Origin of the sequence: Brevundimonas sp. SORGH_AS_0993 (assembly GCF_030818545.1) — a bacterium.
Taxonomy (GTDB): domain Bacteria; phylum Pseudomonadota; class Alphaproteobacteria; order Caulobacterales; family Caulobacteraceae; genus Brevundimonas.
This window is the reverse complement of the sequence record NZ_JAUTAH010000001.1, coordinates 1,877,370-1,899,470: the sequence shown is the minus strand read 5'-3', so window position 1 is coordinate 1,899,470 and position 22,101 is coordinate 1,877,370. Positions and strand designations below refer to the sequence as shown.

At 66.8% G+C, this 22,101-nt stretch carries 22 protein-coding genes and 1 tRNA gene; 8 read left to right on the top strand and 15 right to left on the bottom strand.

The features are described from left to right. The 9 genes from truA to QE389_RS09400 form a co-directional block, all read right to left on the bottom strand. Positions 1–744: a tRNA pseudouridine(38-40) synthase TruA gene (gene truA, locus QE389_RS09440; RefSeq protein ID WP_307366659.1), complete on the bottom strand. Its 744-nt coding sequence runs from the start codon at positions 742–744 to the stop codon at positions 1–3. Continuing rightward, on the bottom strand, positions 744–1,679 hold the full coding sequence (gene fmt, locus QE389_RS09435; protein ID WP_307366657.1) for a methionyl-tRNA formyltransferase: 936 nt from the start codon (positions 1,677–1,679) through the stop codon (positions 744–746). Before fmt ends, truA begins: the two co-directional genes overlap by 1 nt. A 27-nt stretch (positions 1,680–1,706) precedes the next feature. After that, complete coding sequence (locus QE389_RS09430) at positions 1,707–1,949, bottom strand: hypothetical protein (RefSeq protein WP_307366655.1); 243 nt, start codon at positions 1,947–1,949, stop codon at positions 1,707–1,709. Continuing rightward, positions 1,949–2,539, bottom strand: coding sequence for a peptide deformylase (def, locus tag QE389_RS09425; protein WP_307366653.1), 591 nt, complete (start codon positions 2,537–2,539; stop codon positions 1,949–1,951). The genes QE389_RS09430 and def overlap by 1 nt, the downstream gene beginning before the upstream one ends. Positions 2,540–2,611: 72 nt before the next feature. Then, positions 2,612–3,013: an acyl-CoA thioesterase gene (locus QE389_RS09420; RefSeq protein WP_307366651.1), complete on the bottom strand. Its 402-nt coding sequence runs from the start codon at positions 3,011–3,013 to the stop codon at positions 2,612–2,614. Between the two features lie 35 nt (positions 3,014–3,048). Continuing rightward, entirely contained in the window at positions 3,049–3,621 is a 573-nt protein-coding gene (locus QE389_RS09415; RefSeq protein WP_307366649.1) for a hypothetical protein, read from the bottom strand. A gap of 5 nt (positions 3,622–3,626) precedes the next feature. Further along, on the bottom strand, positions 3,627–4,784 hold the full coding sequence (locus QE389_RS09410) for a polysaccharide biosynthesis/export family protein (protein WP_307366648.1): 1,158 nt from the start codon (positions 4,782–4,784) through the stop codon (positions 3,627–3,629). Between the two features lie 30 nt (positions 4,785–4,814). After that, positions 4,815–6,095: a glycosyltransferase family 1 protein gene (locus QE389_RS09405; RefSeq protein ID WP_307366646.1), complete on the bottom strand. Its 1,281-nt coding sequence runs from the start codon at positions 6,093–6,095 to the stop codon at positions 4,815–4,817. Positions 6,096–6,105: 10 nt separating this feature from the next. Further along, positions 6,106–7,098 (bottom strand): SIS domain-containing protein, encoded by a 993-nt coding sequence (locus tag QE389_RS09400; RefSeq protein WP_307366644.1) that lies wholly within the window; start codon positions 7,096–7,098, stop codon positions 6,106–6,108. A gap of 168 nt (positions 7,099–7,266) precedes the next feature. Here QE389_RS09400 and otsB point away from each other — a divergent pair, with 168 nt between their 5' ends. Genes otsB through QE389_RS09385 form a run of 3 tightly spaced genes read left to right on the top strand, consistent with a single transcriptional unit; the run spans position 7,267 to position 11,280 of the window. Then, positions 7,267–8,025 carry a trehalose-phosphatase gene (gene otsB / locus QE389_RS09395; protein ID WP_307366641.1) on the top strand — a complete coding sequence of 253 codons (759 nt, stop codon included), beginning with the start codon at positions 7,267–7,269 and terminating at the stop codon, positions 8,023–8,025. Between the two features lie 3 nt (positions 8,026–8,028). Continuing rightward, positions 8,029–9,813 (top strand): glycoside hydrolase family 15 protein, encoded by a 1,785-nt coding sequence (locus tag QE389_RS09390; RefSeq protein WP_307366639.1) that lies wholly within the window; start codon positions 8,029–8,031, stop codon positions 9,811–9,813. Between the two features lie 57 nt (positions 9,814–9,870). After that, positions 9,871–11,280, top strand: a complete 1,410-nt coding sequence (locus tag QE389_RS09385) for a trehalose-6-phosphate synthase (protein ID WP_307366637.1) — start codon at positions 9,871–9,873, stop codon at positions 11,278–11,280. On the opposite strand, the gene QE389_RS09380 is transcribed toward QE389_RS09385, so the two are convergent. From QE389_RS09380 to QE389_RS09360, 5 genes are all read right to left on the bottom strand, one after another. Continuing rightward, positions 11,259–12,248, bottom strand: coding sequence for an esterase-like activity of phytase family protein (locus tag QE389_RS09380; protein WP_307366635.1), 990 nt, complete (start codon positions 12,246–12,248; stop codon positions 11,259–11,261). The two genes, QE389_RS09385 and QE389_RS09380, sit on opposite strands and share 22 nt — an antisense overlap. A 14-nt stretch (positions 12,249–12,262) precedes the next feature. Beyond that, on the bottom strand, positions 12,263–14,173 hold the full coding sequence (gene cobT / locus QE389_RS09375) for a cobaltochelatase subunit CobT (protein WP_307366632.1): 1,911 nt from the start codon (positions 14,171–14,173) through the stop codon (positions 12,263–12,265). Positions 14,174–14,264: 91 nt separating this feature from the next. Next, entirely contained in the window at positions 14,265–14,822 is a 558-nt protein-coding gene (locus QE389_RS09370; RefSeq protein ID WP_307366630.1) for a phthalate transporter, read from the bottom strand. Further along, positions 14,819–15,700 carry a 3-hydroxybutyryl-CoA dehydrogenase gene (locus QE389_RS09365; RefSeq protein WP_307366629.1) on the bottom strand — a complete coding sequence of 294 codons (882 nt, stop codon included), beginning with the start codon at positions 15,698–15,700 and terminating at the stop codon, positions 14,819–14,821. Before QE389_RS09365 ends, QE389_RS09370 begins: the two co-directional genes overlap by 4 nt. Positions 15,701–15,814: 114 nt before the next feature. Further along, positions 15,815–16,138, bottom strand: a complete 324-nt coding sequence (locus QE389_RS09360) for a YggT family protein (RefSeq protein WP_307366627.1) — start codon at positions 16,136–16,138, stop codon at positions 15,815–15,817. Between the two features lie 170 nt (positions 16,139–16,308). Between QE389_RS09360 and QE389_RS09355 the strand changes: the two genes are divergently transcribed. The 5 genes from QE389_RS09355 (at position 16,309) to QE389_RS09335 (ending at position 20,729) form a co-directional block, all read left to right on the top strand. Further along, positions 16,309–16,384: transfer RNA gene (locus tag QE389_RS09355), tRNA-Ala, on the top strand. Then, positions 16,346–17,950 carry a site-specific integrase gene (locus QE389_RS09350; RefSeq protein WP_307369012.1) on the top strand — a complete coding sequence of 535 codons (1,605 nt, stop codon included), beginning with the start codon at positions 16,346–16,348 and terminating at the stop codon, positions 17,948–17,950. Before QE389_RS09355 ends, QE389_RS09350 begins: the two co-directional genes overlap by 39 nt. A gap of 115 nt (positions 17,951–18,065) precedes the next feature. Further along, on the top strand, positions 18,066–18,365 hold the full coding sequence (locus QE389_RS09345) for a helix-turn-helix domain-containing protein (RefSeq protein ID WP_307366625.1): 300 nt from the start codon (positions 18,066–18,068) through the stop codon (positions 18,363–18,365). Between the two features lie 17 nt (positions 18,366–18,382). Continuing rightward, on the top strand, positions 18,383–19,657 hold the full coding sequence (locus QE389_RS09340) for a type II toxin-antitoxin system HipA family toxin (protein WP_307366623.1): 1,275 nt from the start codon (positions 18,383–18,385) through the stop codon (positions 19,655–19,657). Between the two features lie 262 nt (positions 19,658–19,919). Next, complete coding sequence (locus QE389_RS09335; RefSeq protein WP_307366621.1) at positions 19,920–20,729, top strand: site-specific integrase; 810 nt, start codon at positions 19,920–19,922, stop codon at positions 20,727–20,729. Between the two features lie 421 nt (positions 20,730–21,150). Here QE389_RS09335 and QE389_RS09330 read toward each other — a convergent pair whose 3' ends face one another. Further along, positions 21,151–21,807: a Panacea domain-containing protein gene (locus tag QE389_RS09330; RefSeq protein ID WP_307366619.1), complete on the bottom strand. Its 657-nt coding sequence runs from the start codon at positions 21,805–21,807 to the stop codon at positions 21,151–21,153. Positions 21,808–22,101: the final 294 nt, after the last annotated feature.

Sequence of the window (22,101 nt, the reverse complement as noted above, 5' to 3'; positions counted from 1 at the left end):
TCAGTCGTAGCGCACGCCGCTGAGATAGAGCCCCGCCGAGGGGGCGACGGGGCCGCACCGCGAGCGGTCCTTCGCCTCCAGCGCCGCCTTGACATCGTGGGCGCTCCAGCGGCCCAGACCCACCTCGACCAGGGTGCCGGCCATGGAGCGGACCTGGCGGTGCAGGAAGCTGCGCGCCTGAAACACCAGATGCACCTCCTCGCCGAAGCGGGACACGCGCGCCACGTCCAGCGACTTGAGCGGCGATTTCGACTGGCAGCCGACGTCGCGGAAGGTGGTGAAGTCGTGATGGCCGACCAGGACCTGGGCCGCATGGTGCATGGCCTCGGCGTCCAGGGCCTTCTTGACGTGCCAGACCCGGTCGCGCTCCAGCACCGGCTGGGGCCGCCGGTTCAGGATGCGGTACAGATAGCCACGACCCGTCGCCGAAAAGCGGGCGTGCCAGTCGGGATCGGGGGCGTATTCCGCCGACAGGACGCAGACATCCTGGCGCACCAGATGGGCGTTCATGGCGTTCAGCACCGTATCGACGGGCCAGTCGCGTTCCAGATCGGCATGGATGACCTGGGCCGTCGCATGGACGCCAGTGTCGGTGCGGCCGGCGGCGGCGATGCGGATACGCTCGCCGGAAAAGGCGTGGATCGCCGTCTCCAGCGCACCCTGCACGGTCGGCTGGCCATCCTGCGCCTGGAAGCCGTTATAGGCCGTGCCGTCGTATTCGATCGTCAGCTTGTAGCGCGGCATCAGCCGAGCACGGTCCCGACGGGCAGGGGGAAGCCGCGCAGCATCTCCTCGGCCGATTGCGCCGCCTTGCCTTCGCGCTGAACGCGGATCAGACGCACCGCCCCGGTTCCGCAGGCCACGGTCAGGGCGTCGTCCAGCACGGTCCCAGGCGCGCCTTCGCCGTCCGCCAGGGCCGACAGCAGGGCCTTGATCCGTACGGGGCCGGCCTCCGCCACGCCAGACCCTTGGGCTTCGAACCAGGCGCCGGGGGAGGGCGACAGGCCGCGGATATGGGCGTCCACTTCGGTCGCCGGGCGGGTCCAGTCGATGCGCGCCTCGGCCGGGGTGATCTTCCGGGCATAGGTCGCCTCTCCGACCTGTTCCGTCGGGGTCACGCCGCCGCGTTCGATGGCCGCCAGGGCGCGGGGCCACAGGGCGGCGCCGACATGGGCCATGCGTTCGGACAGGCTGGCGGCCGTGTCGTCGGCGCGAATGTCCATCAGTTCGCTGAGCAGGATGGGGCCTTCGTCCAACCCCTCGCTCATCTGCATGATCTGCACGCCGGTCCGGGCGTCGCCGGCCATGATGGCCCGCTGGATGGGCGCGGCCCCGCGCCAGCGCGGCAGAAGCGAGCCATGCAGGTTCAGGCATCCCAGACGCGGCGCCTCCAGGACGGCGGGCTTCAGAATCTGGCCATAGGCGACGACGCAGGCCGCATCCAGGTCCAGGCTCTGGAAGGTGTCGATGGCGTCCTGCGCCTTCAGGCTCTCGGGCGTGAAGACCGGCAGGCCCATGGTCTCGGCGAAGGCGTGGACCGCCGACGGCGTCAGCTTCTGCCCCCGGCCCCTGGGGCGCGGCGGCTGCGAATAGACGGCGACGATCTCGTGGCCCGAGGCGATAAGCTCGGCCAGGGACGGCACGGCGAAGTCGGGAGTTCCCATGAAGGCGAGGCGCATGCCCCGCCCTTTAAAGCGTCGCGGCGCTTACTGCCAGCGGGTGAAGACGCCGCCGCCCTCGTCCCATTCGCCGCCGGCGTCCAGGGCGTCGTCGAAATCGAGCAGGCGGTCCAGCAGGAGGCCCGCCACTACGCCGATCAGGGCGACCCCGGCCAGGGCGGCGACGCCGGCGACGCCGACCTTCTGGCTGCGCGTCAGGCGACGGCGGCCCTGGGTGTCGATGACCAGGGACTGGCCGCGCCGTTTCGAGCGAGGGAGACGACGGGTCATCAGGCGGCCATCCTTTCGCGGGCGACCTTCTTGACCTTGCTGACCGCGCGTTCGCGCTTGAGCCGCGACAGATGGTCGATGAACAGGACGCCGTTCAGATGGTCCATCTCGTGCTGGATGCAGACGGCGTAGAGACCCTCGGCCTCCTCTTCCACCTGGGCGCCGTCGCGGTTCAGATAGCGGATGCGGACGCGGGTGGGCCGTTCGACCTTGTCGAAATATTCGGGGATCGACAGGCAGCCCTCTTCGTAGGCGTAGAGTTCCTCCGACGCCCACAGGATTTCGGGATTGGCGAAGAAACGCGGGTTCTTGCGCGCCTCGGCGTTTTCGGCCGCCTCTTCCTCGGTCTCGCAGACCACGCCGTCCCTGTCGCCCAGGTCCCTATCGCCCAGATCCATGACGATGACCCGGTCCAGGGCGCCGATCTGCACGGCGGCCAGGCCGATGCCCGGCGCGGCGTACATCGTCTCCAGCATGTCGTCCATCAGGGCGCGGACGGCGTCGTCCACGGCCGCGACGGGCTTGGAGACCTGTTTCAGCACCGCCAGGTCGGCGGCGTTGTCGATGGTGAGGATGCGACGGATGGCCATGGCCCGCAGGTAAGCCCGCGTCGGCGCAAGGTCAAGATTTCCGACCTGCCGGGTCGGGTTTGGCGCGCCGCCCTATTCCCGCCCGGGCAGGGGGCGGGGTTTGCGGTCCTGGTCGATGGCGACATAGGTGAAGACGCCCTGGGTGACGCGGACCGAGGCGTTGGACGGATGGGTCCGGGCGCGCTTCCACGCCTCTACATGGACGCGGATCGAGGTGCGGCCCGTGCTTACCACATGGGCGTACAGGCTGATCTCGTCGCCCACCGCGACCGGCTGGTGGAAGACCATGCCGTCCAGGGCCACGGTGGCGCACCGGCCATGGGCCAGTTCGAACGCCGGGGTCGCCCCGGCCAGGTCCATCTGCGCCAGCAGCCAGCCGCCGAAGATGTCGCCTTCGGGGTTGGTGTCGGCGGGCATGGCGATGATGCGGCCGACGGGCTGGCTTTGGGGCGGGGTTTCGGCGGGCTCGGACATGATCGGCTCTGACGCTGTTCGGGGAGAACGGCCTTTTAGTGCGAACCGCCACGCTTGTCGCGCGTCCGTCTGGCCTTTGGCGGGGCGGCGGGCGTCAGGGTCAATCGGCTGTCGCGGATGGCCTGGGCGTCGCGCAGCGCCCGCCAGGCCCCGCCCAACTCCAGCGCGACCAGCAGATGCTCGCGGGTCAGCGGACCGTGGCGCGCGGCGCGCAGGTCTGCGATGTCGTTGAGCAGGCGGGCGGCGCGGCGGACGTCCTCGCGCGTTTCGCGCAGGCCCAGATCCTGCAGTCGGGCGAAGCGCCAGCCGTCTTCGGGCGGGTGGTCGAGCGCCAGTTGGAAGCGCTCTTCGGGCGTCAGGCGCGCGGCGACGAAGGCCCACCGGCCGTCCTGGGGATCGCGGCGATAGTGGCCCAGCCGCGTCGGCAGGCCGGCGGCGGCGTAGACCGACAGCGCGCCCTGCTCGATCTCGTCCAGGGCTTGATCGACGGCGTCGGCCTCGATCGGCTGGGGCTCGAAACCCGCGAAGGGATCGGACAAGGGCGTCTCGGGCGACGCCGCGCGCCCCCGTCCGAACAGGGCGGACAGTCGGGACAGGCGGCGCGCCACGAGGATCAGTTGACGTTCAGGGCGCTCGTCACCGACACGTCATAGACGACGCGCGTCACGCTCTGCACGAATTCGAAGAATTTGCGCGCCTCCGCCGCGCCCGCCAGGGGGACGTAGATCACGTCCTCGGGCATCACCTCCATATTGGTGGCGGCGAAGACGCTGGCGGCGTCGTTGAAGTTCAGCTCATAGACCACCGGCACGCCGCGCGGGGTGGCCGGTTGTGTGATGCCCAGGGCCTGGGCCACCTCGGGCCGTTCGAAGCGGAAGACCATGACGCGCCGGGCGTTGGCGGTGTTGGTGTTCAACCCCCCGACCTTGGACATGGCGCCGGTCAGGGTCATCGGTCCGGCGGGCATGTCGCCCTGGGTCACGGCGTTCAGGGCGCCGAAGGTGGAGAAGCGGCGCGGCTTGTACTGAACGTTGATCACGTCGCCGCGCTGCAGCCTGACGTTCTCTGCGAACTGGGTCGTCACGGCGGACAGGGGCGCGGTGTAGGTCCGGCCGTCGCGCTGGATGCTGATGGTCAGATCGTCCACCGAACGGGCCGAGCCGCCGGCGGCGGCGATCACGTCCAGGATGCGGTCGCGGTTGACGCCCACGGGCACGCGGCCGGGCTGGCGCACGTCGCCCAGCACATTGATGCTGTTGGAGACATTGCCGGCGATGGCGACCATGACCTGCGGATTGGCGACCTTGCCGACCAGGGCGCGACGAATGGCGGCGGCGGCCTGGGTCGAGGTCAGGCCCTGGACGCGGATCTGGCCCGCAAAGGGCACCGAGACCGAACCGCTGCGGTCCACCACGGCGCCGGGCAGGGCCTGGGCGCCGCCCTCGATGCTGGTCGCGCGGCTGGAGGCGCTTGCGCCGCCGAACAGCGAACCGGAGGGATCGTAGATGGAGATGGCCAGGGTGTCGCCCTCGCCGATGACATCGACGGGCTGTTCGCTGGAGGCCGAGGCCAGGGTGCCGAAGAACTTGGGCGGCACCTGTTTGATCCGCTCGGTCACTTCGAACGTCAGCGGCACCAGGGCGTAGCTGCCCATGGCCTGGGGCGTGGTGGCGCCGGCGTCGATCGAGGCGCCAGACGGTCCGTCGCGCGGCAGGGTGGAGCAGCCGCCGAGAATGGCGACGATGGCGAGAGGCAGGATGGTGCGCGTCATGAAGCCGGATAGCCCTTGTTCGCGTGTTGATTACAAGCCTTTGTCGCCGCTCGCCAGAGGCGAAACGGGCGCCAGGCCGATGGCCTGCGCGACCGTGTCGAAGTGGGCCTCCCACGACGGCGCGCGATAGTCGGCCGGTGGCGGCGGCGGCGAAAGCGCCGCGCGCTCGACCGCCGCCAGCCAGCCCAGGCCGTCCAGCGGGTCGATCAGTTCCGCGCCCGGCGTCAGTTCGCGGTGGGGCGCGATGTCCGAGGCGATCAGCAGCAGGCCCATGGCGCACGCCTCCACCGCCGGCAGGTCGAACCCCTCCACGGACGACGGCGCCAGGACGGCGCGGGCGCCGCGCATCAGGGCGGCCAGGGTGGTGTCGGACAGGTTGGACGCCTGATGCACCACGCCCCGCAGATTGGGCGAACGCTCCAGGTGATCCAGCACCGCCTCGTTCTCCCAGCCGTAGCGGCCGACCAGGACCAGGGACGGCGTGCGGTCGCCCATCCGCTCTTCCAGCCGACGCCACATCGTCAGCAGCAGGGCCAGGTTCTTGCGCGCCTCGATGGTGCCGACATGCACGAAATAGGGCCGGGCGGCCTGGACCGCCTCGCCCGCCGTAAAGGCCGGCTCCAGCCCCAGATGCGCCACATGGATCGGCGGCCGGGGCAGGTTTTCGCGCACCGCGAAGGCCCGCAGTTCGTCGCCCGTATAGGCCGAGTTGACGATCACCCGGCTGGCGTGGCGCAGGGTGTTGGCGACGCGGGCGTGATGCTTGTCGCCGTCGCCGGGGCGGCAGAACTCGGGGTGGGTCACGGGGATCAGGTCGTGGATCATCACGACGCGCTCGACGCCGGCCGCCGCCAGATCCCGCAGCGCCGACGGCTCCTGCAGCGTGGTGTGGCCGACCGTCAGATAAAGGTCCGCCGGCGGCAGGGGCGTCGTGTGGCGCGACCGGAAGAATTGCCTGAACACCCGCATCCGGTCGGCCGGCCTGTCCGGCGCGGGCGTCGGCGGCGGACTGATGACCGAGGCGACGGGCCGCGTCGGGCCGGTCAGGGCCGCCAGCAGACGGGCCTCGTGGCCGTGGTCGCCGTTCGCCCCGTTCCCGTTCCACCTTTCCCGCAGATCGACCACGCACCGGCGGAACCACGCCTTGTCGACCTCCACCAGCCGATTCTTGCGGCCTCGCACCGGCAGGACCAGAACGTCGGGCCGCGCCAGCAGCCATTCGGCATAGGCCAGACAGACCCGATCGACGCCGGTGGGCGAGGAACGGTCGGCCCGGCTCATCAGCCGGCTGGCGTCGTAAAGGATTCTCATCTGCGGGGCGTCAGGCGACGTAGCCGGCCTGCATCAGTTCGGCGATGTGGACGATGGCGGTGGGCCGCCCGTCCTCGACCACGAACAGGTTGGAGATCTTGTTGGCGGTCAACAGATCGACGACGTCGCTCATGCGCGCGTCGGGGTCCACGGTGATCGGATTGGCGCCCATGATGTCGGCGGCCTTCAGGCTGGCGACATCGCGCTGAAAGGCGCGGCGCAGGTCGCCGTCGGTGACGATGCCCGCCAAGGTTCCGTCGGCGTTCAGCACCGCGACCGCGCCCTTGCGGCCCTGGGTGATGGCCGAGACCACCTCGCTGAAGCTGGCGTCCAGCGCCACATTGGCGGGGGCGGCGGCGTTGTCGCCCATCCATTCGCGCACGCTCTGAAGGCTCATGCCCAGGGCCCCGCCCGGATGATGCAGGCCGAAATCCAGGGCCGTGAAGCCGCGCCGGTCCATCAGCACCATGGCCAGGGCGTCGCCCAGCGCCAGGGTCATCAGGGTCGAGGTCGTCGGCGCCAGGCCGTTGGGGCAGGCTTCCGCCACCTTGGGCATGGTCAGGCAGACGGCGGCGTTGCGGCCCAAGAAGCTGGTCGGGCGCTGGGTGATGGCGATGATCGGGATGCCGTTGCGCTGGCAGAACAGAAGCGGGTCGCGCAGTTCGCGGCTCTCGCCCGAGTTGGAGATGGCCAGGACCGTCACATCGGGCCGCAGCATGCCCAGGTCGCCGTGGCTCATCTCCGCCGGGTGGACGAAGAAGGCGTTGGTGCCGGTGGAGGCCAGGGTCGCGGCGATCTTGCCCCCGATATGGCCGGACTTGCCCATGCCGGTGACGACCACATAGCCGGGCCGGCTCATGATCACGTCCACCGCACGCGCCAGGGCGCCGTCCACGGTCCGCTCCAGGGCCTCCAGCGCCTCGATGTTCAGCCGGATCACCGACCGGGCGCGGTCGGTCATGGCGGCGATCTCGTCCGGCGTGGAATGCAGGGTCTCGGTCATGCTCTACAGGCCCGTTGCCGGGTTCTCCTTGGTTCGAGGCGCGCGATCCGCCGCAGCCGTAGAGCGCGCGCAACCCTTCCTTTCAGACGCCTTTGTCGATTTTGCGTCAACCTTTGCCGCTCTGGCGCGTTAGTCGGACTGGGGAAGTCGAAGAAAGCCAAGGGTTCCATGACGTCTCACGCCAGAGCCGCCGATCTCATCTTGCCGTCGCCGCCCGTGCGGGCCGAGGGCGTGGCCCTGTTTCTGGACATGGACGGCGTGCTGGCGCCCCTGGCGGCGACGCCGGACGCCGTGGTTCCGTCGCCCCGCCGGACCGCCGCGCTGAAGGCCGTGGCGGCGAAGCTGGACGGTCGCGTCGCCATCGTCAGTGGGCGGACGATCTCCGAGATCGACCGGATCGCCGACCATGCCCTGATGTCCGCCTCGGGCGTGCATGGGCTGGAACGGCGGTTGAAGGACGGCACGATCCAACGCAAGACCGCCGACGCGGGCGTGGCCCAGGCGTTGCGCGCGTTCAAACTGTTCGCCGCCGACCGGCCCGGCATGATCGTGGAGGACAAGGGCGTTTCGGCGGGCCTGCACTATCGCCAGGCGCCGGATCAGGCCAAGGCGGCCGAGGATCTGGCTCATCGCCTCCAGGCCGAGACGGGCCTGACGCTTCAGCCCGGCCATATGGTGCTGGAGCTGAAGACCCCCGGAGCGGACAAGGGCACGGCCGTGACCGCCTTCATGCAGGAGGCGCCGTTCAAGGGCGCCGCGCCGGTCATGCTGGGCGACGACCTGACCGACGAATACGGGTTCGAGGCGGCGGCGGCCCTGGGCGGCTACGGCGTCCTGGTCGGCCCTGAACGCCCCACGGCGGCGCGCTATCGGCTGGAGGATGTGGACGCCGTCCTGATCTGGCTGGAAGCAGTGGCGGGGGTTTGATCGATGACCCCCAATCTCGATCTCTTTCCCATCGGCAACTGCGCCGTCAGCGCCCTGATCGACCGTCAGGGGCGATTCGTCTGGGCCTGCGCGCCGCGCGTCGACGGCGACCCGGTCTTTTCCGCCCTGATGAACGGCGAAGCGCCGGATCACGGCTTCTGGGCCATCGAACTGGAAGGTCTGTCGCACGTCTCCCAGTCCTATGTCCGAAACACCCCGGTGCTGCGGACGGTGTTGACCGACGACGACGGGGCCTCGGTCGAGATCATCGACTTCGCGCCGCGTCATCCGAAGCATTCGCGCACCTATCGGCCCCTGGCCTTCGGGCGGATCGTCCGGCCGCTGGAGGGGACGCCGCGCATTCGGGTGCGGCTGCGCCCTTCCGCCGACTGGGGCGCGCGGCCTGCGCCCCACACCTCGGGCTCGAACCATATCCGCTATGTCTGCCCGGACGTGGTGTTCCGTCTGACGACGGACTGCCCCGTCTCCCATGTGCTGGAAGAGCGGGTCTTCCGGCTGGAGCGGCCGCACGCCTTCTTCTTCGGTCCGGACGAGGGCTACGACCAGGATGTCGGGCCGGGCGTCGAGGCGGCGCTGAACCGCACGGTCGCCTATTGGCAGGACTGGGTCCGCAAACTGTATCTGCCGCTGGACTATCAGGAGGCGGTGATCCGTGCAGCCGTCACCCTGAAACTATGCGCCTATGAGGAGACGGGCGCCATCGTGGCGGCCATGACGACCTCGGTGCCCGAGTTCAAGGAGAGCGGCCGGAACTGGGACTACCGCTACTGCTGGATCCGCGACGCCTATTATACGGTGCGGGCGCTGAACCGGCTGGGCGCGGTCGACATCCTGGAGAACTATCTGGGCTATCTGCGCAATCTGGTCGACGATTCCCGCGGCGGCCATGTCCAGCCCGTCTACGGCGTGGGGCTGGAGCCCGGCATCGGCGAAAGCATCGTGGAGACGGTGGCCGGTTATCGCGGCATGAAGCCGGTGCGGATCGGCAATCAGGCGCACGAACATCTGCAGCATGACGTGTACGGACAGATCGTCCTGCCGCTGGTTCAAGCCTTCTACGACCAACGCCTGCTGCGGCCCGGCACGATCGACGACTTTCATGCCCTGGAGAAGGTCGGCGAGCGCGCCTACGCCATGCACGACCAGGCCGACGCCGGCCTGTGGGAGTTCCGCACCATCGCGCGGGTCCATACCTATTCCTCGGTCATGTGCTGGGCGGCCTGCGATCGCCTGGCCAAGGCGGCGGATCACCTTGGCCTGCACGCGCGGGCCGAGGTCTGGCGCGAACGGGCCGGCGAAATCCGCGAACGGGTCGAGACGGAAGCCTTCCTGCCGGACGAGGGGCGGTTCGCCGCCAGCTTCGGCAATAGGGAACTGGACGCCTCCCTGCTGCAACTGACGGACCTGGGCTTTCTGGACGCCCATGATCCGCGTCAGGTCGCCACCTTCGACGCCATCGAACGCGATCTGAAGAAGGGCGCCTATCTGTTCCGCTATGTCGAGCCGGACGATTTCGGCGAGCCGGAGACGGCGTTCAACTTCTGCACCTTCTGGTTCATCGAGGCCCTGCATCAGAACGGCCGCATCGACGAGGCGCGCGCCATCTTCGACGAGATGCTGAGCCGCCGCACCCGCGCGGGTCTGCTAAGCGAGGACATCTCCATCGAGGACGGAGAGCTGTGGGGCAACTATCCGCAGACCTATTCCCTGGTCGGCATCATCAATTGCGCCGTGTTGTTGAGCCGTTCCTGGACCGACGTGCGTTAGGGTCTCGACCGCCTGTTTTTCGTCCCCGGGGCTGGGGACGCCGCCTGAAGTGAAGTCATGTCGCGCCTGATCGTCGTTTCCAACCGCGTTTCCGCACCCGCCGACCCCGCCGCCGGTTCGGCGGGCGGCCTGGCCATGGCCCTGTCGGCGGCGCTCCGAAAATACGACGGCCTGTGGTTCGGCTGGTCCGGCGAGACGGTGGATCACTTCACCGGCGAGATGAAGCTGGAGGACCGGGCCGGCGTCACCGTCGGCCTGGTCGATCTGGAGGCCCAGGACGTCGACGAATATTACAACGGCTACGCCAACAAGACGCTGTGGCCGCTGTTTCACCACCGCATCGACCTGGCTCAGTACGAGCGCAGCTATGGCGAGGGCTACGAGCGGGTGAACCGGCGCTTCGCCGAGGTTCTGGCGCCCCGCATCCAGCCGGACGACGTGATCTGGATCCACGACTATCATATGATCCCGATGGCGCGCGACCTGCGCCGCCTGGGGGTCCGGAACCGGATCGGCTTTTTTCTGCACACGCCCTGGCCGACGCGGCAGTTGCTGGTGACGCTGCCGCATCACAGACGGCTGGTGGAATCGATGTTCGATTTCGACCTGATCGGCTTCCATACACGCGAGTGGAGCGATCTGTTCACGGACTATGTGGTGACGGAGGCGCGGGGCGAGCTGGACGGCGACGGCGGGCTGGAGTGTTTCGGCCGTCGCGTGCAGACCGGTGTTTTCCCCATCGGCATCGACGTGGACGGGTTCCTGGCGGCCCGCAACTCGGCCCTGGGCGAGCGCACCTACGACCGGATGGCGGCCTCGGCGGCCTTCCGCAAGATGATCGTCGGCGTGGACCGGCTGGACTATTCCAAGGGGCTGGAAGAGCGGCTTCTGGGCTATGAGCAGTTCCTGCACGACAATCCGTCCATGCCGGGCGAAGTATTCCTTTTGCAGGTCACGCCCATCTCCCGCGACGACGTCGACAGCTATCAGGACATTCGTGCGCGGTTGGACGCCCTGGCCGGGCGGGTCAACGGCGCCTTCGCCGACATGGACTGGCAGCCGATCCGCTATCTGAACCGCACCTATCGCCGGGACCAGTTGGCGGGCATCTATCGGGCGGCCAAGGTGGGGCTGGTGACGCCGTTGCGCGACGGCATGAACCTGGTCGCCAAGGAATATGTGGCGGCTCAAGACCCCCAGGACCCCGGCGTCCTGATCCTGTCGCGCTTCGCCGGGGCGGCCGAGCAGATGGGGGAGGCCCTGCTGGTCAATCCCTATAGCCGCGAGGAACTGTCGGAGGCGATCCATAAGGCCCTGACCATGCCGCTGGCCGAACGGATAAGGAAGTGGGAGACCCTGATGCAGGTGGTGCGCGACACCGACGTCTCCATCTGGCGCGACGCCTTCGTCAACGCCCTGGTCGGCGACTTGACCCCCGCCGCCGATCAGTGGGCCGGCGCGGCCTGAGGCAGGTCGAAGGCCAGCAGCAGGGTGCGCTGGGCCGGGTTGAAGTTGTCGTCGGACAGGATGTAGAGGCGCGTGCCTGCGGGCCGGGCCTGGGCGGCGATCCCTTCGAAATTGTCGGTCGTTCCGGGCAGTTTCAACTCGACCAGCACCGGCCCCAGGCTTCCGTCGGGCGCCATGCGGCGGATGCGGCCGCGCGCATCGAACGGCGGGCGGAAGCGGCGCTCGACCACGAACCAGCCGTCGCCGGACGGATCGCGGTCCATGCCGGTGATGCGGTACTCGCTGTCGGGAACAGGCTCGGCCGGGGGCGGCGTGACGACGACGCAACGCGCAGGCCCGCAGTCCCACACCCCGCCCGCCTCGCCCGCCACGCGCCAGCCGCCCGGCGCGGCGGCGACGCCCTCCAGCCCGTCGTTCTCGGTGAAGGGGAAGTCCGGGATGCGCAGGGGACGCGGCGTGGTCAGGGCCGACAGCGGGCCATAGGTCCAGAGCCGATGACGGCGTTCGAAACTGATCAGCAGGTCGCCCTGCGGCGTCAGGATCAGCCCCTCGGCGTCGCCGTCCGCCTTTTCGACGATGGGAGACCCGTCCGGCAAGGTCAGACGGCGCGCGCGGATGCGATCCAGTCCGATAAGGCGGCCGCGCCGATCCAGCCGCAGATCCGCCTGAACCAGGTCTCCGACGTCGGAGACGCTGACCAGACCACGCTCGCCCGTCAGTTTCAGGTCCGACAGGCTGTGCAAGGCCGAGCCTGGCGCCGCCACGATCTCCAGTCCGCCGGCGAAATCGACGCCGGGCGCCAGGACCGCGCCGCCGGGCAGACCCAGTCCCACCGCCTTCAACCGCGCCTCGGTCGGCGTCCACCCTTGGGCGGGATGCGGATCAGGCGCGGGCGGACCCAGGGTGGTCGCACAGGCCGTCAGGGACAGGGCCGCCCAGACGGCGGCGATACGGGGCAGTCGGGTCATGGGAGACGGACAGGTCATGCGGCGCGGCCGGCTCTGTTCGCAGCCCTGTTCGCGGGTTTGGGCGCGCCGCGGCGGCCGGCCCCGGCGGGCTCGGTTTCGAACAGTTCGGCCAGCTTCTCGGTCATGGCGCCGGCCAGCTGCTCCACATCCACGATGGTCAGGGCGCGGCGATACCAGCGGGTCACGTCATGGCCGATGCCGATGGCCAGAAGCTCGACCGGCGAACGATCCTCGATCTCGGCGATGACCTGGCGCAGGTGCTTGTCCAGATAGAGGGCGGCGTTGGCGCTCTGGGTCGAATCGTCGACCGGCGACCCGTCGGAAATGACCATCAGGATGCGGCGCTGCTCGCTCCGGGCCAACAGGCGACCATGCGCCCACTGCAGGGCCTCGCCGTCGATGTTCTCTTTCAGCAAGCCCTCGCGCATCATCAGGCCGAGGTTCTTCTTGGCCCGGCGCCAAGGCGCGTCGGCGGCCTTGTAGATGATGTGGCGCAGGTCGTTCAGACGGCCCGGATTGGCGGGCTTGCCGGCGCTGATCCACGCCTCGCGCGACTGACCGCCCTTCCAGGCGCGGGTGGTGAAGCCCAGGATTTCGACCTTGACGCCGCACCGCTCCAGGGTGCGCGCCAGGATGTCGGCGCAGACCGCCGCCACCATGATCGGCCGCCCGCGCATGGAGCCCGAGTTGTCCAGCAGCAGGGTCACGACCGTGTCGCGGAACGGGCTTTCGCTTTCGGCCTTGAACGACAGGGGCGCAGTGATGTCGGTCACGATCCGCGTCAGCCGGGCCGTGTCCAGCATCCCCTCTTCCAGATCGAAGATCCACGACCGATTCTGCTGGGCCAGAAGGCGGCGCTGCAGCTTGTTGGCCAGGCGCGAGACCACGCTGGACAGCACCGCCAGCTGCCCGTCCAGGAGGCCGCGCAGCCGGTCCAGCTCCATCGGATCGCACAGGTCGGCGGCGTCCACCACCTCGTCATAGGCGGTGGTGAAGACGCGATAGGCGTCCACCGCCCGGCCGTCGTCGGGCGTCTGCCGGCGGTCGGGCTGTTCGCCCTCCTGCAGTTCCGGCCCATCGTCGGAGACCTCGCCGTTCGGGTCTGCGGGGGCGCCTTCGGGACGGCTTTCGCGCTCGTCCTCGGCCGACCGATCGTCGGCGTCGCCCTCCATGGACTGGTCGCCTTCGCCGCCGTCCTGATCCTCGTCCTGGTCCTGATCGTCGTCGGCGGTCGGGTCCTGAGGATCGGGCTCGTCCTGGCCGGGGTCGTCGGCGCCGTCGTCGCCTTCGGCGTCGCCGGGGTTCAGGTCCAGGTCGCGCAGCACGTCGCGCAGTTTCAGGGCGAAGTCCCCCTGGTCGCCGGCGGCTTGGGCCAGGGCGTCCAGACTGGCCCCCGCGCGGGCCTCGATGCCCGATCGCACCAGGTCCAGCATGGCGCGCGCCCCATCCGGGGTCGGCCGGTCGGTCAGACGTTCGCGCACCAGAAGCGCCACGGCCTCGGCGACGGGCACCCGCTCGGCCTCGTTGATCCGCAGGGCGCCGGTCCGCTCCAGCCGCGTCAGAAGGGCGGCGTCCAGATTGCCGCGCACCCCGGCCAGGAACTGGGATCCCACGGCCTCGATCCGCGCCTGTTCGGCGGCCTCGAACACCTCGGCGGCCCGGACGTCGGCCGGGCGCAGCCGCCCGTCCAGGGCGGCGTCATGATTGGCCAGGCGCAAGGCCAGCCGGTCGGCCTGACCCCGCAGGGACGCGCTTTCGGGACCGGAAGGGTCGCGCGGCGGATGGGGCAGGGTCAGGACGCCGTTCGCCAGCCGGGGACCGTCCGATCCGAACTGAACCTCAAGCTCCGGCTGTTCGGCCAGGGCGCGGGCGGCGTGACCCAGCGCGCGCTTGAAGGTTTCGGCTGGGGTGTCGGGGGCGGCCATGCCCCTCAGTTAGTCGGTTCGCGCCTGCGGGAAAAGCGTCGTCGGGCCGCTTTTCGGATCGGCGCTTGCGGCCGGGCCTCGGGCGAACCCGTCAGCGCTTGGGCATCAGGCCCAGCCGGTCCTTGACCACCGGCCGCGCCTCGAAGGCGATAAAGGCGGCGCACAGCCCGGCCCACAGGGCGTAGCTGACCCCCACCACTATGGCGATGGGCAGGCCGCCGACGCCGAAGATCAGCAGGGTCGTCTCCGTCGCGCCCAGGGCCGCCGTCACGCCGCCGGCTTCGAACCAGCCCAGGATCGACATCCCCAGCGCCAGGATCACCTGCAGCGCCGCCGCCGCCAGGCCGCCGAACAGCAGGAAGCGCCACACCACGCCCAGCCGCGTGCTGGGCCGGCCGTCGCGGGCGCGCTCGGCCCGGATGCGCAACAGGATCAGCGGCGCGGCGATCAGACCCACGATCAGCACGGTCAAACGCCAGTCCAGGTCCCGACCGAACTCCAGCGCCTGGGGCGGCCACAGCGGCAGGGTCAGAATCAGCGGCGGCCAGGCCGCGCCGGCCAGGGACGCCAGCACCAGCGGCAGGGTTCCCGCCCGCGCGTGGATGGTCGTCTGTCCAGGCAGGTCGCCGTAGCTGTCGATCCGTTTCATCGCGTGGGCGCCGGGGTTTCGCCGGAGTAGTCGTAGAAGCCGCGCCCGCTCTTGCGGCCCAGCCAGCCGGCCTCGACATATTTCACCAGCAGCGGGCAGGGGCGGTATTTGCTGTCGGCCAGGCCGTCGTACAGCACGTTCATGATGGCCAGGACGACGTCCAGCCCCATGAAGTCCGCCAGCTCCAGCGGCCCCATCGGATGGTTGGCCCCCAGCCGCAGCGCCTTGTCGATGGAGGCGACGTTGCCGACCCCTTCGTACAGGGCGAAGATCGCCTCGTTCATCATCGGCACCAGGATGCGGTTGACGATGAAGGCCGGGAAATCCTCGGCGTCGGTCGTGGTCTTGCCCAGGCTCTCGGCGAAGACCACGGCGGCGGAATGGGTCTCGGCCGAGGTGGCGATGCCGCGGATGATCTCCACCAGCTTCATCACCGGCGCCGGCTTCATGAAGTGCAGGCCGACGAAGCGGTCGGGCCGGTCCGTCGACGAGGCCAGGCGCGTGATCGAGATGGACGAGGTGTTGGACGCCAACAGGGCGTGCGGCGCCAGGAAGGGGGTGATCTCGGCGAAGACGGCCTTCTTGACCGCCTCGTCCTCCCGCGCAGCCTCGATCACCAGATCGGCGCCCCCCACCGCCTCGGCCAGGGTGTCGGCGATCCGGATGCGGGCCAGGGCGGCGTCGGCCTGGCGCTGATCGACCAGACCGCGCCCGACATGACGCGCCAGACTGGCCGCGACCTCGCCCAGGGCCAGGGTCGCCCGGCCGGTCGCCACGTCGTACAGCCGGACCGTATAACCGCCCAGCGCCACTGCGTGGGCGATGCCTGCGCCCATCTGTCCGGCGCCCAGGACGGCGACTGTGGTGATCGTGCTCATGAACCGTGGTCGAATGTGATCGGGGCGGGCACCTTAGGAAGGTCAGGGCGCGGCGCAAGAGCGGAGTCGCACTTGCGATAGATAGGCCAACTCCTGAGGCCAGCAAACATCACCTCAATAGGCGCCGATCAACTGGAGCAGACCGAATTTTGCGGCGGGCAGCAGAAGGCTGCGGGTTCCCGCAATCACGATCCAGGCGATGATCGGTGTGATGTCGATGCCGCCCAGGTTGGGAACGATCCGGCGCAGCGGATGTAGGAACGGACCCGTGACAGCGTCCAGAAAGCTGGCGATCTGCCGCACGGCCTGATTTCGATAGTTGATGACGTCGAAGGCGAACAGCCAGCTCAGGATCGCATTGACGATGATGGCGAGCAAAAGCAGTCCCAGAAGCGAATCCAGGACGAAAAAGATAAAGTTGATAATCGCTACGATCATGAAGCGTTGTCCTGGCGCTTGAAATGGAACCTCGGCTTCTAGCCCGACCGTGCCGCGTCCGACAATCTTTGCGATGCGCCTGCGCCGATTGCGCGCACAAGGCCGTTGACACCCCGCCCGCCCGCCTTCTATGTCCCGCCCTCGCCTGGAGGCCCGCTCCTGACTGGAACGGGGCCGTAGCTCAGTTGGTAGAGCGCGTCGTTCGCAATGACGAGGTCAGGGGTTCGACTCCCCTCGGCTCCACCAAATCCTTGCTCCACAAGGGTTTGGACGGAAACAGGCGATAAAACTGACACTACGCTGCTACACACGGCGACCAAGAGGCCGTCGAATAAGCGTTCTGCTACAATCACTTCACCGTCCAGAGCCTGTAGCACCACGCTGCTACACACACCGTCCAAACGGCCCCTTCGACCGTCTCCACGGTCACCCAATGCTGGACGGCGGCAATCGTCTGGCCTGATCGTCAGGGGATCGACCTACTATCTTCGACTTCGTGTCCCGAGATCGTTGGCTGAGATCATCGGCAAGACGGAAGTCATGAAGTCTCTCGGCACGGGCTATCGGGCTGATGCTGTCCGCAAAGCTCGGATCGTTGCGGCGGCGTTCGAGCAGGAGTGGCGGGACATTGAAGTGCACGGCGTTCGGCCTGTCATTGCCATTCAGGACGAGCGACCGAAGCCCGCGCCGCCGCCTCCGGCGTCTCCAGCGGATAAGACACTACGAGAAGCCTTTGAACTCTTCCGATCCGATCCTGCGAAGCACCGCAGTCGCAAGACGGACCTTCACTATCTAAACCTCATTGACCTGACGGTCGGCCTCTGGGGAGAGGGCCGCACGATCCGCTCCATCGACCGTGAAGCCTCGCGTGAGCTTCTCGATGTGCTTCTCTGGTTGCCGTCGAACGCCGAAAAGAAATTTCCCAAGCTGTCGCCGCTCGCGGCTGCAAGGATGGCGAAGGAGAAGGGCCTGACCGGGAGGCTCTCGCCAGCCTCGGTCAACGGCTACATGTGCAAGTTCCGGGCGGTGATGAACTTCTGCCAGAACGAGGGCTGGATCGAACGGAATCCGGCTAAGGGGCTTCAGGTCATCGACCGGGTGAGACGGCGGGATAAACGCCTACCATTTTCAACCGAGCAGCTACGTCTGATCTTCGATACGCCGGTTTACCGGGGATGCGTTGACGACTGGGCAGGATACTCCACGCCCGGCCCCGCACGTCCGCGTCGCGGGCGTTTCTGGGTGCCGCTCATCGCCTTGTTTTCGGGCATGAGAATGAACGAAATTTGCCAGCTACACGTCGCAGACATCCATCGGTTGGATGGCATTGACTGCTTCTTCGTGACGGAAGGCCCGTCCGATAGCGACAACGGCAAACGCCTGAAGACCGCCGCCAGCGAGCGGTTCATTCCCATCCACCCGACGCTCATTGATATTGGGTTCATGACCTTCGTCGCGGAAAGGCGCGCGGCTGGCTCCGTGCGCCTGTTCTCCGAACTCCAGAAGTCGAGCACCGGCTACTATAGTGACCCCTTTTCGAAGTGGTTTCGACGCTTCCTTCAACGGGCCGGAGCAGACAGGCCGAAGACCTGCTTCCACTCGTTTCGACACTGCTATCGGGATGCGTTGCGCGAAGCCCGCATCGAGCATGAAGTCGCGCTCGCCCTCGGAGGTTGGTCGTCTGGCAATGGAACCGAAGGCGGCGAAACCGCCGCCGCCTACGGCCGAGGCTATCGCGCCCAGATGCTCTATAACGCGATGGGTCGGATTGCCTATCCAGACCTCGATCTCTCACATCTCACACTGGGATAACGGAGTGGCGTGTGCACGATCCTGCACACTTGGTGGAGTGCATTATCGTGCACATAGACACAAGTGCATTATTGTGCACAAATGCGCTTGTGAACAATCGTGCACATAGGCCGTCATGCTGATCTATACGCCTCGCGATCTCGGAGCCTCCATCCGCGAGCGGCGAAAGGCCCTCGGTCTGGATCAAGTTGAACTCGCCAAACAGATCGGGGCGAGCCGACGCTGGCTAATTCAGGTCGAGAACGGAAAGGCCGGGGCGTCCTTCGGCCTGCTGTTGCGGACCTTGAACGCACTGGGCATGCAACTTGATCTGAAGACGCCGAGCGACGAACCGACATCCTCTCAAGAGCCACTAAGCACGCCAGACCTCGATTTCGTTCTCGCGCGTGCGCGTCGGGGCGCCGCTTCGGAATGAGCCGCCTCATCGTCCTGATGAACGGCGTCGAGGCGGGCCATCTCGACTACGAGCAGGGGCGCCTATCGTTCACCTACAGCGAAGACTGGCGGTCGCGGGGCGGCGCCGTCCCGCTGTCGCTCAGCATGTCCTTGGCGGCGCCCACCCACACTGGAGCGACGATCAACGCCTTCATCTGGGGCCTTCTGCCTGACAACGAGCAGATCATCCGTGAATGGGCCGCGCGTTTTCATGTCAGCGCGCGCCAGCCGTTCGGTCTGATCGGCGCGGTCGGCGAGGACTGCGCGGGGGCGGTTCAATTCGTTCAGCCAGATCGCTTGGACGCCGTGGTCAGCGGCGACCGTGATGGTGTCGAGTGGCTCGACACAAAGGAGGTCGCCGAGCGTCTCGCCGGTCTGCGGACCAACCGGGGCGCATGGCGCCGCGCCGGTGACGGAGGCCAATTCAGCCTTGCGGGCGCCCAGCCCAAGATCGCCCTGATGCAGCAGGACGGCCGATGGGGCATTCCGATGGGCAGATTGCCCACGACCCACATCCTGAAGCCGCCGTCCGCCGATCTCGAAGCTCAAGCCGAGAACGAGCACTTCTGCCTGTCGGTCCTGCGATCCCTTGGCCTGACGGTCGCCCAGTCTCGGGTGCAGAGGTTCGAAGACGAGGTGGCCATCGTCTTGGAGCGGTATGATCGCATCCCTACGCCCGAGGGGGGTGTCCGCGTCCATCAGGAAGACTTCTGTCAGGCTCTCGGCGTGCCGCCTGAGCGCAAATACCAGAACGCGCCCGGTCCCGGCCTCAAGGACATCATCGCCTTGGTGCGCGCGGTATCCGTGGAGCCGCAGGAAGACGTCGATACGCTCGTTGATGCGAGCATCTTCAACTGGATGGTCGGCGGCTCAGACGCCCACGCCAAGAATTTCTCGCTCTTGCTGGCGGCCGGGGGACGCGCGCGCCTCGCGCCGATCTACGACGTCGCGAGCATCCTGCCCTATGCCCCGCAGGTGCAGTTCCAAGACGTGAAGCTGGCCATGAAGATCGGCGGCGAATATCGCCTCGCCGACATCGGCCTGCGTCACTGGCAGCGGTTCGCCGATGAGAACCGGTTGGACTTCGATGTCGTCAGGGGTCGGATCGAGGCGTTCGCTCAACAGCTTCCCGATCTCGCTTCGACCGTCAGGGATCAGATCGCCGCCGAAGGCGCCGCTCACGCTCTTAACGACAAGCTGGCGACGATTTTCGCTGATCGAGCCAAGTGGGTTCGAGTTCAATTGGACCGTGGGCAACCGGAGACCCGATGATCTCAGCCAACGATCTCGGGACACGAAGTCGAAGATAGTAGGTCGATCCCCTGACGATCAGGCCAGACGATTGCCGCCGTCCAGCATTGGGTGACCGTGGAGACGGTCGAAGGGGCCGTTTGGACGGTGTGTGTAGCAGCGTGGTGCTACAGGCTCTGGACGGTGAAGTGATTGTAGCAGAACGCTTATTCGACGGTTTCTTGGGGACCGTGTGTAGCAGCGTGGTGTCAGTTTTATCGCCTGTTTCCGTTTCCGGGCGGTGATGAACTTCTGTCAGAACGAGGGCTGGATCGAGCGGAACCCAGCCAAGGGGCTTCAGGTCATCGACCGGGTGAGACGGCGGGATAAACGCCTTCCATTTTCCGCCGAGCAGCTACGCCTGATCTTCGATGCGCCGATCTACCGAGGCTGCGTTGACGATTGGGCCGGATACTCCACACCCGGCTACGCGCACCCACGACGTGGGCGGTTCTGGGTGCCGCTCATCGCCCTCTTCTCGGGCATGAGGATGAACGAGATATGCCAGCTACATGTCGCGGACATCCACCGTCTTGAAGGAGTGGACTGCTTCTTCGTGACGGAAGGACCGTCTGACGCCGACAACGGGAAACGCCTGAAGACGGCGGCCAGCGAACGGTTCATCCCTATCCACCCCCAACTGGTCGAGATCGGGTTCTTGTCCTTCGTGGAGCAGAGGCGAACGGCTGGCGCCGTGCGCTTATTTTCCGAACTCCAAAAGTCCAGCACCGGCTACTACAGCGACCCGTTCAGCAAGTGGTTCAGGCGGTTCCTTGAGCGCGCTGGGGCGTCTCGTGATAAGACCTGCTTCCACTCTTTCAGACACTGCTACCGGGACGCTCTACGCGAGGCCCGCATCGAGCATGAGGTCGCTCTCGCCCTTGGTCGTTGGTCTTCTGGCAACGGCAACGAAGGCGGTGAAACTGCTGCTTCGTATGGTCGAGGTTATCGCGCTCAAACCCTCTATGAGGCCATGAGCAAGATTGGATACGAAGACCTCGATCTTACACACCTCAAACAGAACGAGATGTCGGCGATTGCTGCTCTGGAGTAGGGGCCGGTGCCGACTCACCATCCTGCGTCGGCACTTCGCACCCTATGTATTTTTTCACTTTCCTCGGAGTTTGCGGAGAAGCGCAGATGCCCTTTACGATCCGAAGAAAGGACTGTGCATTCATATCGTCGTGGGACGTAAATGTTCCTCGCTGTAGGCCCGTGGCGAGGGCCGACTGGCTCTCAATGCTGGCCTTCCGATAGAAGACAAAAGACTCCTTCGTCAGAAACCGATGCTCATGCGATTGCAGGATGCATGTCGGGTCGCACAAAGAGTTCACTCGTGTCGAAACCGATACGATTACCTGCTTCCCCTCAGGGCACGGGTCAGAGCAGACAACGAACAGATGCATTCTGCCGGGGTCTTGCGGCGGCCCTGAAGGGATGAGGATTGTGCCCCGCTTGGCGACCGTCACGCGCTTTTAACTCAGGGAGGCGAACAGACGGTCGATCTTGCGATGATCTCGAATGAGATCGGCTTGAGCATCGGCATTCTCGATGCCGACCATCGTCATGATCCGTTCCAAGGGGATAGGGCGTGAACTTCCGCTTGGGTCTTCCCACTCAGGCACATTGTTCCGGTCGTGGGTCCAATCGCGGATTTGCCACTTGGTCATATGCTTGAACTGCGCCCAGACCGAATCCAAAGATTGGATGTCCGCATCGGACAACTCATCCAACTCATCGGCAGTCACGCCTTCGACGACGCCCACTACATGGTTGGCTTGATCCTCCAAGTAGTCGGCCCAGCCACATGCCGCGAGGTCGTGCTCACCGTTCAAATGAGAGTAGGTGGATGAGTTGACCGGACCGTGCGGCATTGACACATGCTGCTCGTCCAAAATTGGCGCACCCCACGTTTTCAAACTGTCGCGGTCAGCCAGATAGACAAGCTTCACAGCCTTCAGAACATCGATACGCCCGCCCGCTTGGAGTGCGAGATAGGCAATGACCTGTGCTGCTTTGCGAGGGTTGAACATCGAGTGGCCTGTTAGCGACGGCAATCCATCGCGCTCCGCGCGCTTGTAAGCCCTTTCGGTGAACAAATCCAGAATGAAATGGAATTGTTCTTGACTCACGCACGCAAGTCGAATCCGGAATTTGCTGCCGATTCCGGCCCAGCTTTACGAAGTCGAAGGTAGTAGGTCGATCCCCGAACGATCAGGCCAGACGATTGCCGACGCCGAGCATCAGGTGACCGAGGAGACGGTTGAAGGGGCCGTTTGGACGGTGTGTGCGACGAGGTGGTGCTACAGTCTTGGGACGGTGAACTGACTGTAAGGGAACGCTTTTTCGACGGCCTCTTGGGAGCCGTGTGTAGCAGCGTGGTGTCAGATTTATCGCCTGTTTCCGTCCAAACCCTTGTGGAGGAA

Excerpts from the sequence above, each read along its gene's own strand:
- truA (WP_307366659.1), bottom strand. The coding sequence starts at position 744 with ATGCCGCGCTACAAGCTGACGATCGAATACGACGGCACGGCCTATAAC.
- fmt (WP_307366657.1), bottom strand. The coding sequence starts at position 1,679 with ATGCGCCTCGCCTTCATGGGAACTCCCGACTTCGCCGTGCCGTCCCTG.
- QE389_RS09430 (WP_307366655.1), bottom strand. The coding sequence starts at position 1,949 with ATGACCCGTCGTCTCCCTCGCTCGAAACGGCGCGGCCAGTCCCTGGTC.
- def (WP_307366653.1), bottom strand. The coding sequence starts at position 2,539 with ATGGCCATCCGTCGCATCCTCACCATCGACAACGCCGCCGACCTGGCG.
- QE389_RS09420 (WP_307366651.1), bottom strand. The coding sequence starts at position 3,013 with ATGTCCGAGCCCGCCGAAACCCCGCCCCAAAGCCAGCCCGTCGGCCGC.
- QE389_RS09410 (WP_307366648.1), bottom strand. The coding sequence starts at position 4,784 with ATGACGCGCACCATCCTGCCTCTCGCCATCGTCGCCATTCTCGGCGGC.
- QE389_RS09405 (WP_307366646.1), bottom strand. The coding sequence starts at position 6,095 with ATGAGAATCCTTTACGACGCCAGCCGGCTGATGAGCCGGGCCGACCGT.
- QE389_RS09400 (WP_307366644.1), bottom strand. The coding sequence starts at position 7,098 with ATGACCGAGACCCTGCATTCCACGCCGGACGAGATCGCCGCCATGACC.
- otsB (WP_307366641.1), top strand. The coding sequence starts at position 7,267 with ATGACGTCTCACGCCAGAGCCGCCGATCTCATCTTGCCGTCGCCGCCC.
- QE389_RS09390 (WP_307366639.1), top strand. The coding sequence starts at position 8,029 with ATGACCCCCAATCTCGATCTCTTTCCCATCGGCAACTGCGCCGTCAGC.
- QE389_RS09385 (WP_307366637.1), top strand. The coding sequence starts at position 9,871 with ATGTCGCGCCTGATCGTCGTTTCCAACCGCGTTTCCGCACCCGCCGAC.
- QE389_RS09380 (WP_307366635.1), bottom strand. The coding sequence starts at position 12,248 with ATGACCCGACTGCCCCGTATCGCCGCCGTCTGGGCGGCCCTGTCCCTG.
- cobT (WP_307366632.1), bottom strand. The coding sequence starts at position 14,173 with ATGGCCGCCCCCGACACCCCAGCCGAAACCTTCAAGCGCGCGCTGGGT.
- QE389_RS09370 (WP_307366630.1), bottom strand. The coding sequence starts at position 14,822 with ATGAAACGGATCGACAGCTACGGCGACCTGCCTGGACAGACGACCATC.
- QE389_RS09365 (WP_307366629.1), bottom strand. The coding sequence starts at position 15,700 with ATGAGCACGATCACCACAGTCGCCGTCCTGGGCGCCGGACAGATGGGC.
- QE389_RS09360 (WP_307366627.1), bottom strand. The coding sequence starts at position 16,138 with ATGATCGTAGCGATTATCAACTTTATCTTTTTCGTCCTGGATTCGCTT.
- QE389_RS09350 (WP_307369012.1), top strand. The coding sequence starts at position 16,346 with ATGACGAGGTCAGGGGTTCGACTCCCCTCGGCTCCACCAAATCCTTGC.
- QE389_RS09345 (WP_307366625.1), top strand. The coding sequence starts at position 18,066 with ATGCTGATCTATACGCCTCGCGATCTCGGAGCCTCCATCCGCGAGCGG.
- QE389_RS09340 (WP_307366623.1), top strand. The coding sequence starts at position 18,383 with ATGAACGGCGTCGAGGCGGGCCATCTCGACTACGAGCAGGGGCGCCTA.
- QE389_RS09335 (WP_307366621.1), top strand. The coding sequence starts at position 19,920 with ATGAACTTCTGTCAGAACGAGGGCTGGATCGAGCGGAACCCAGCCAAG.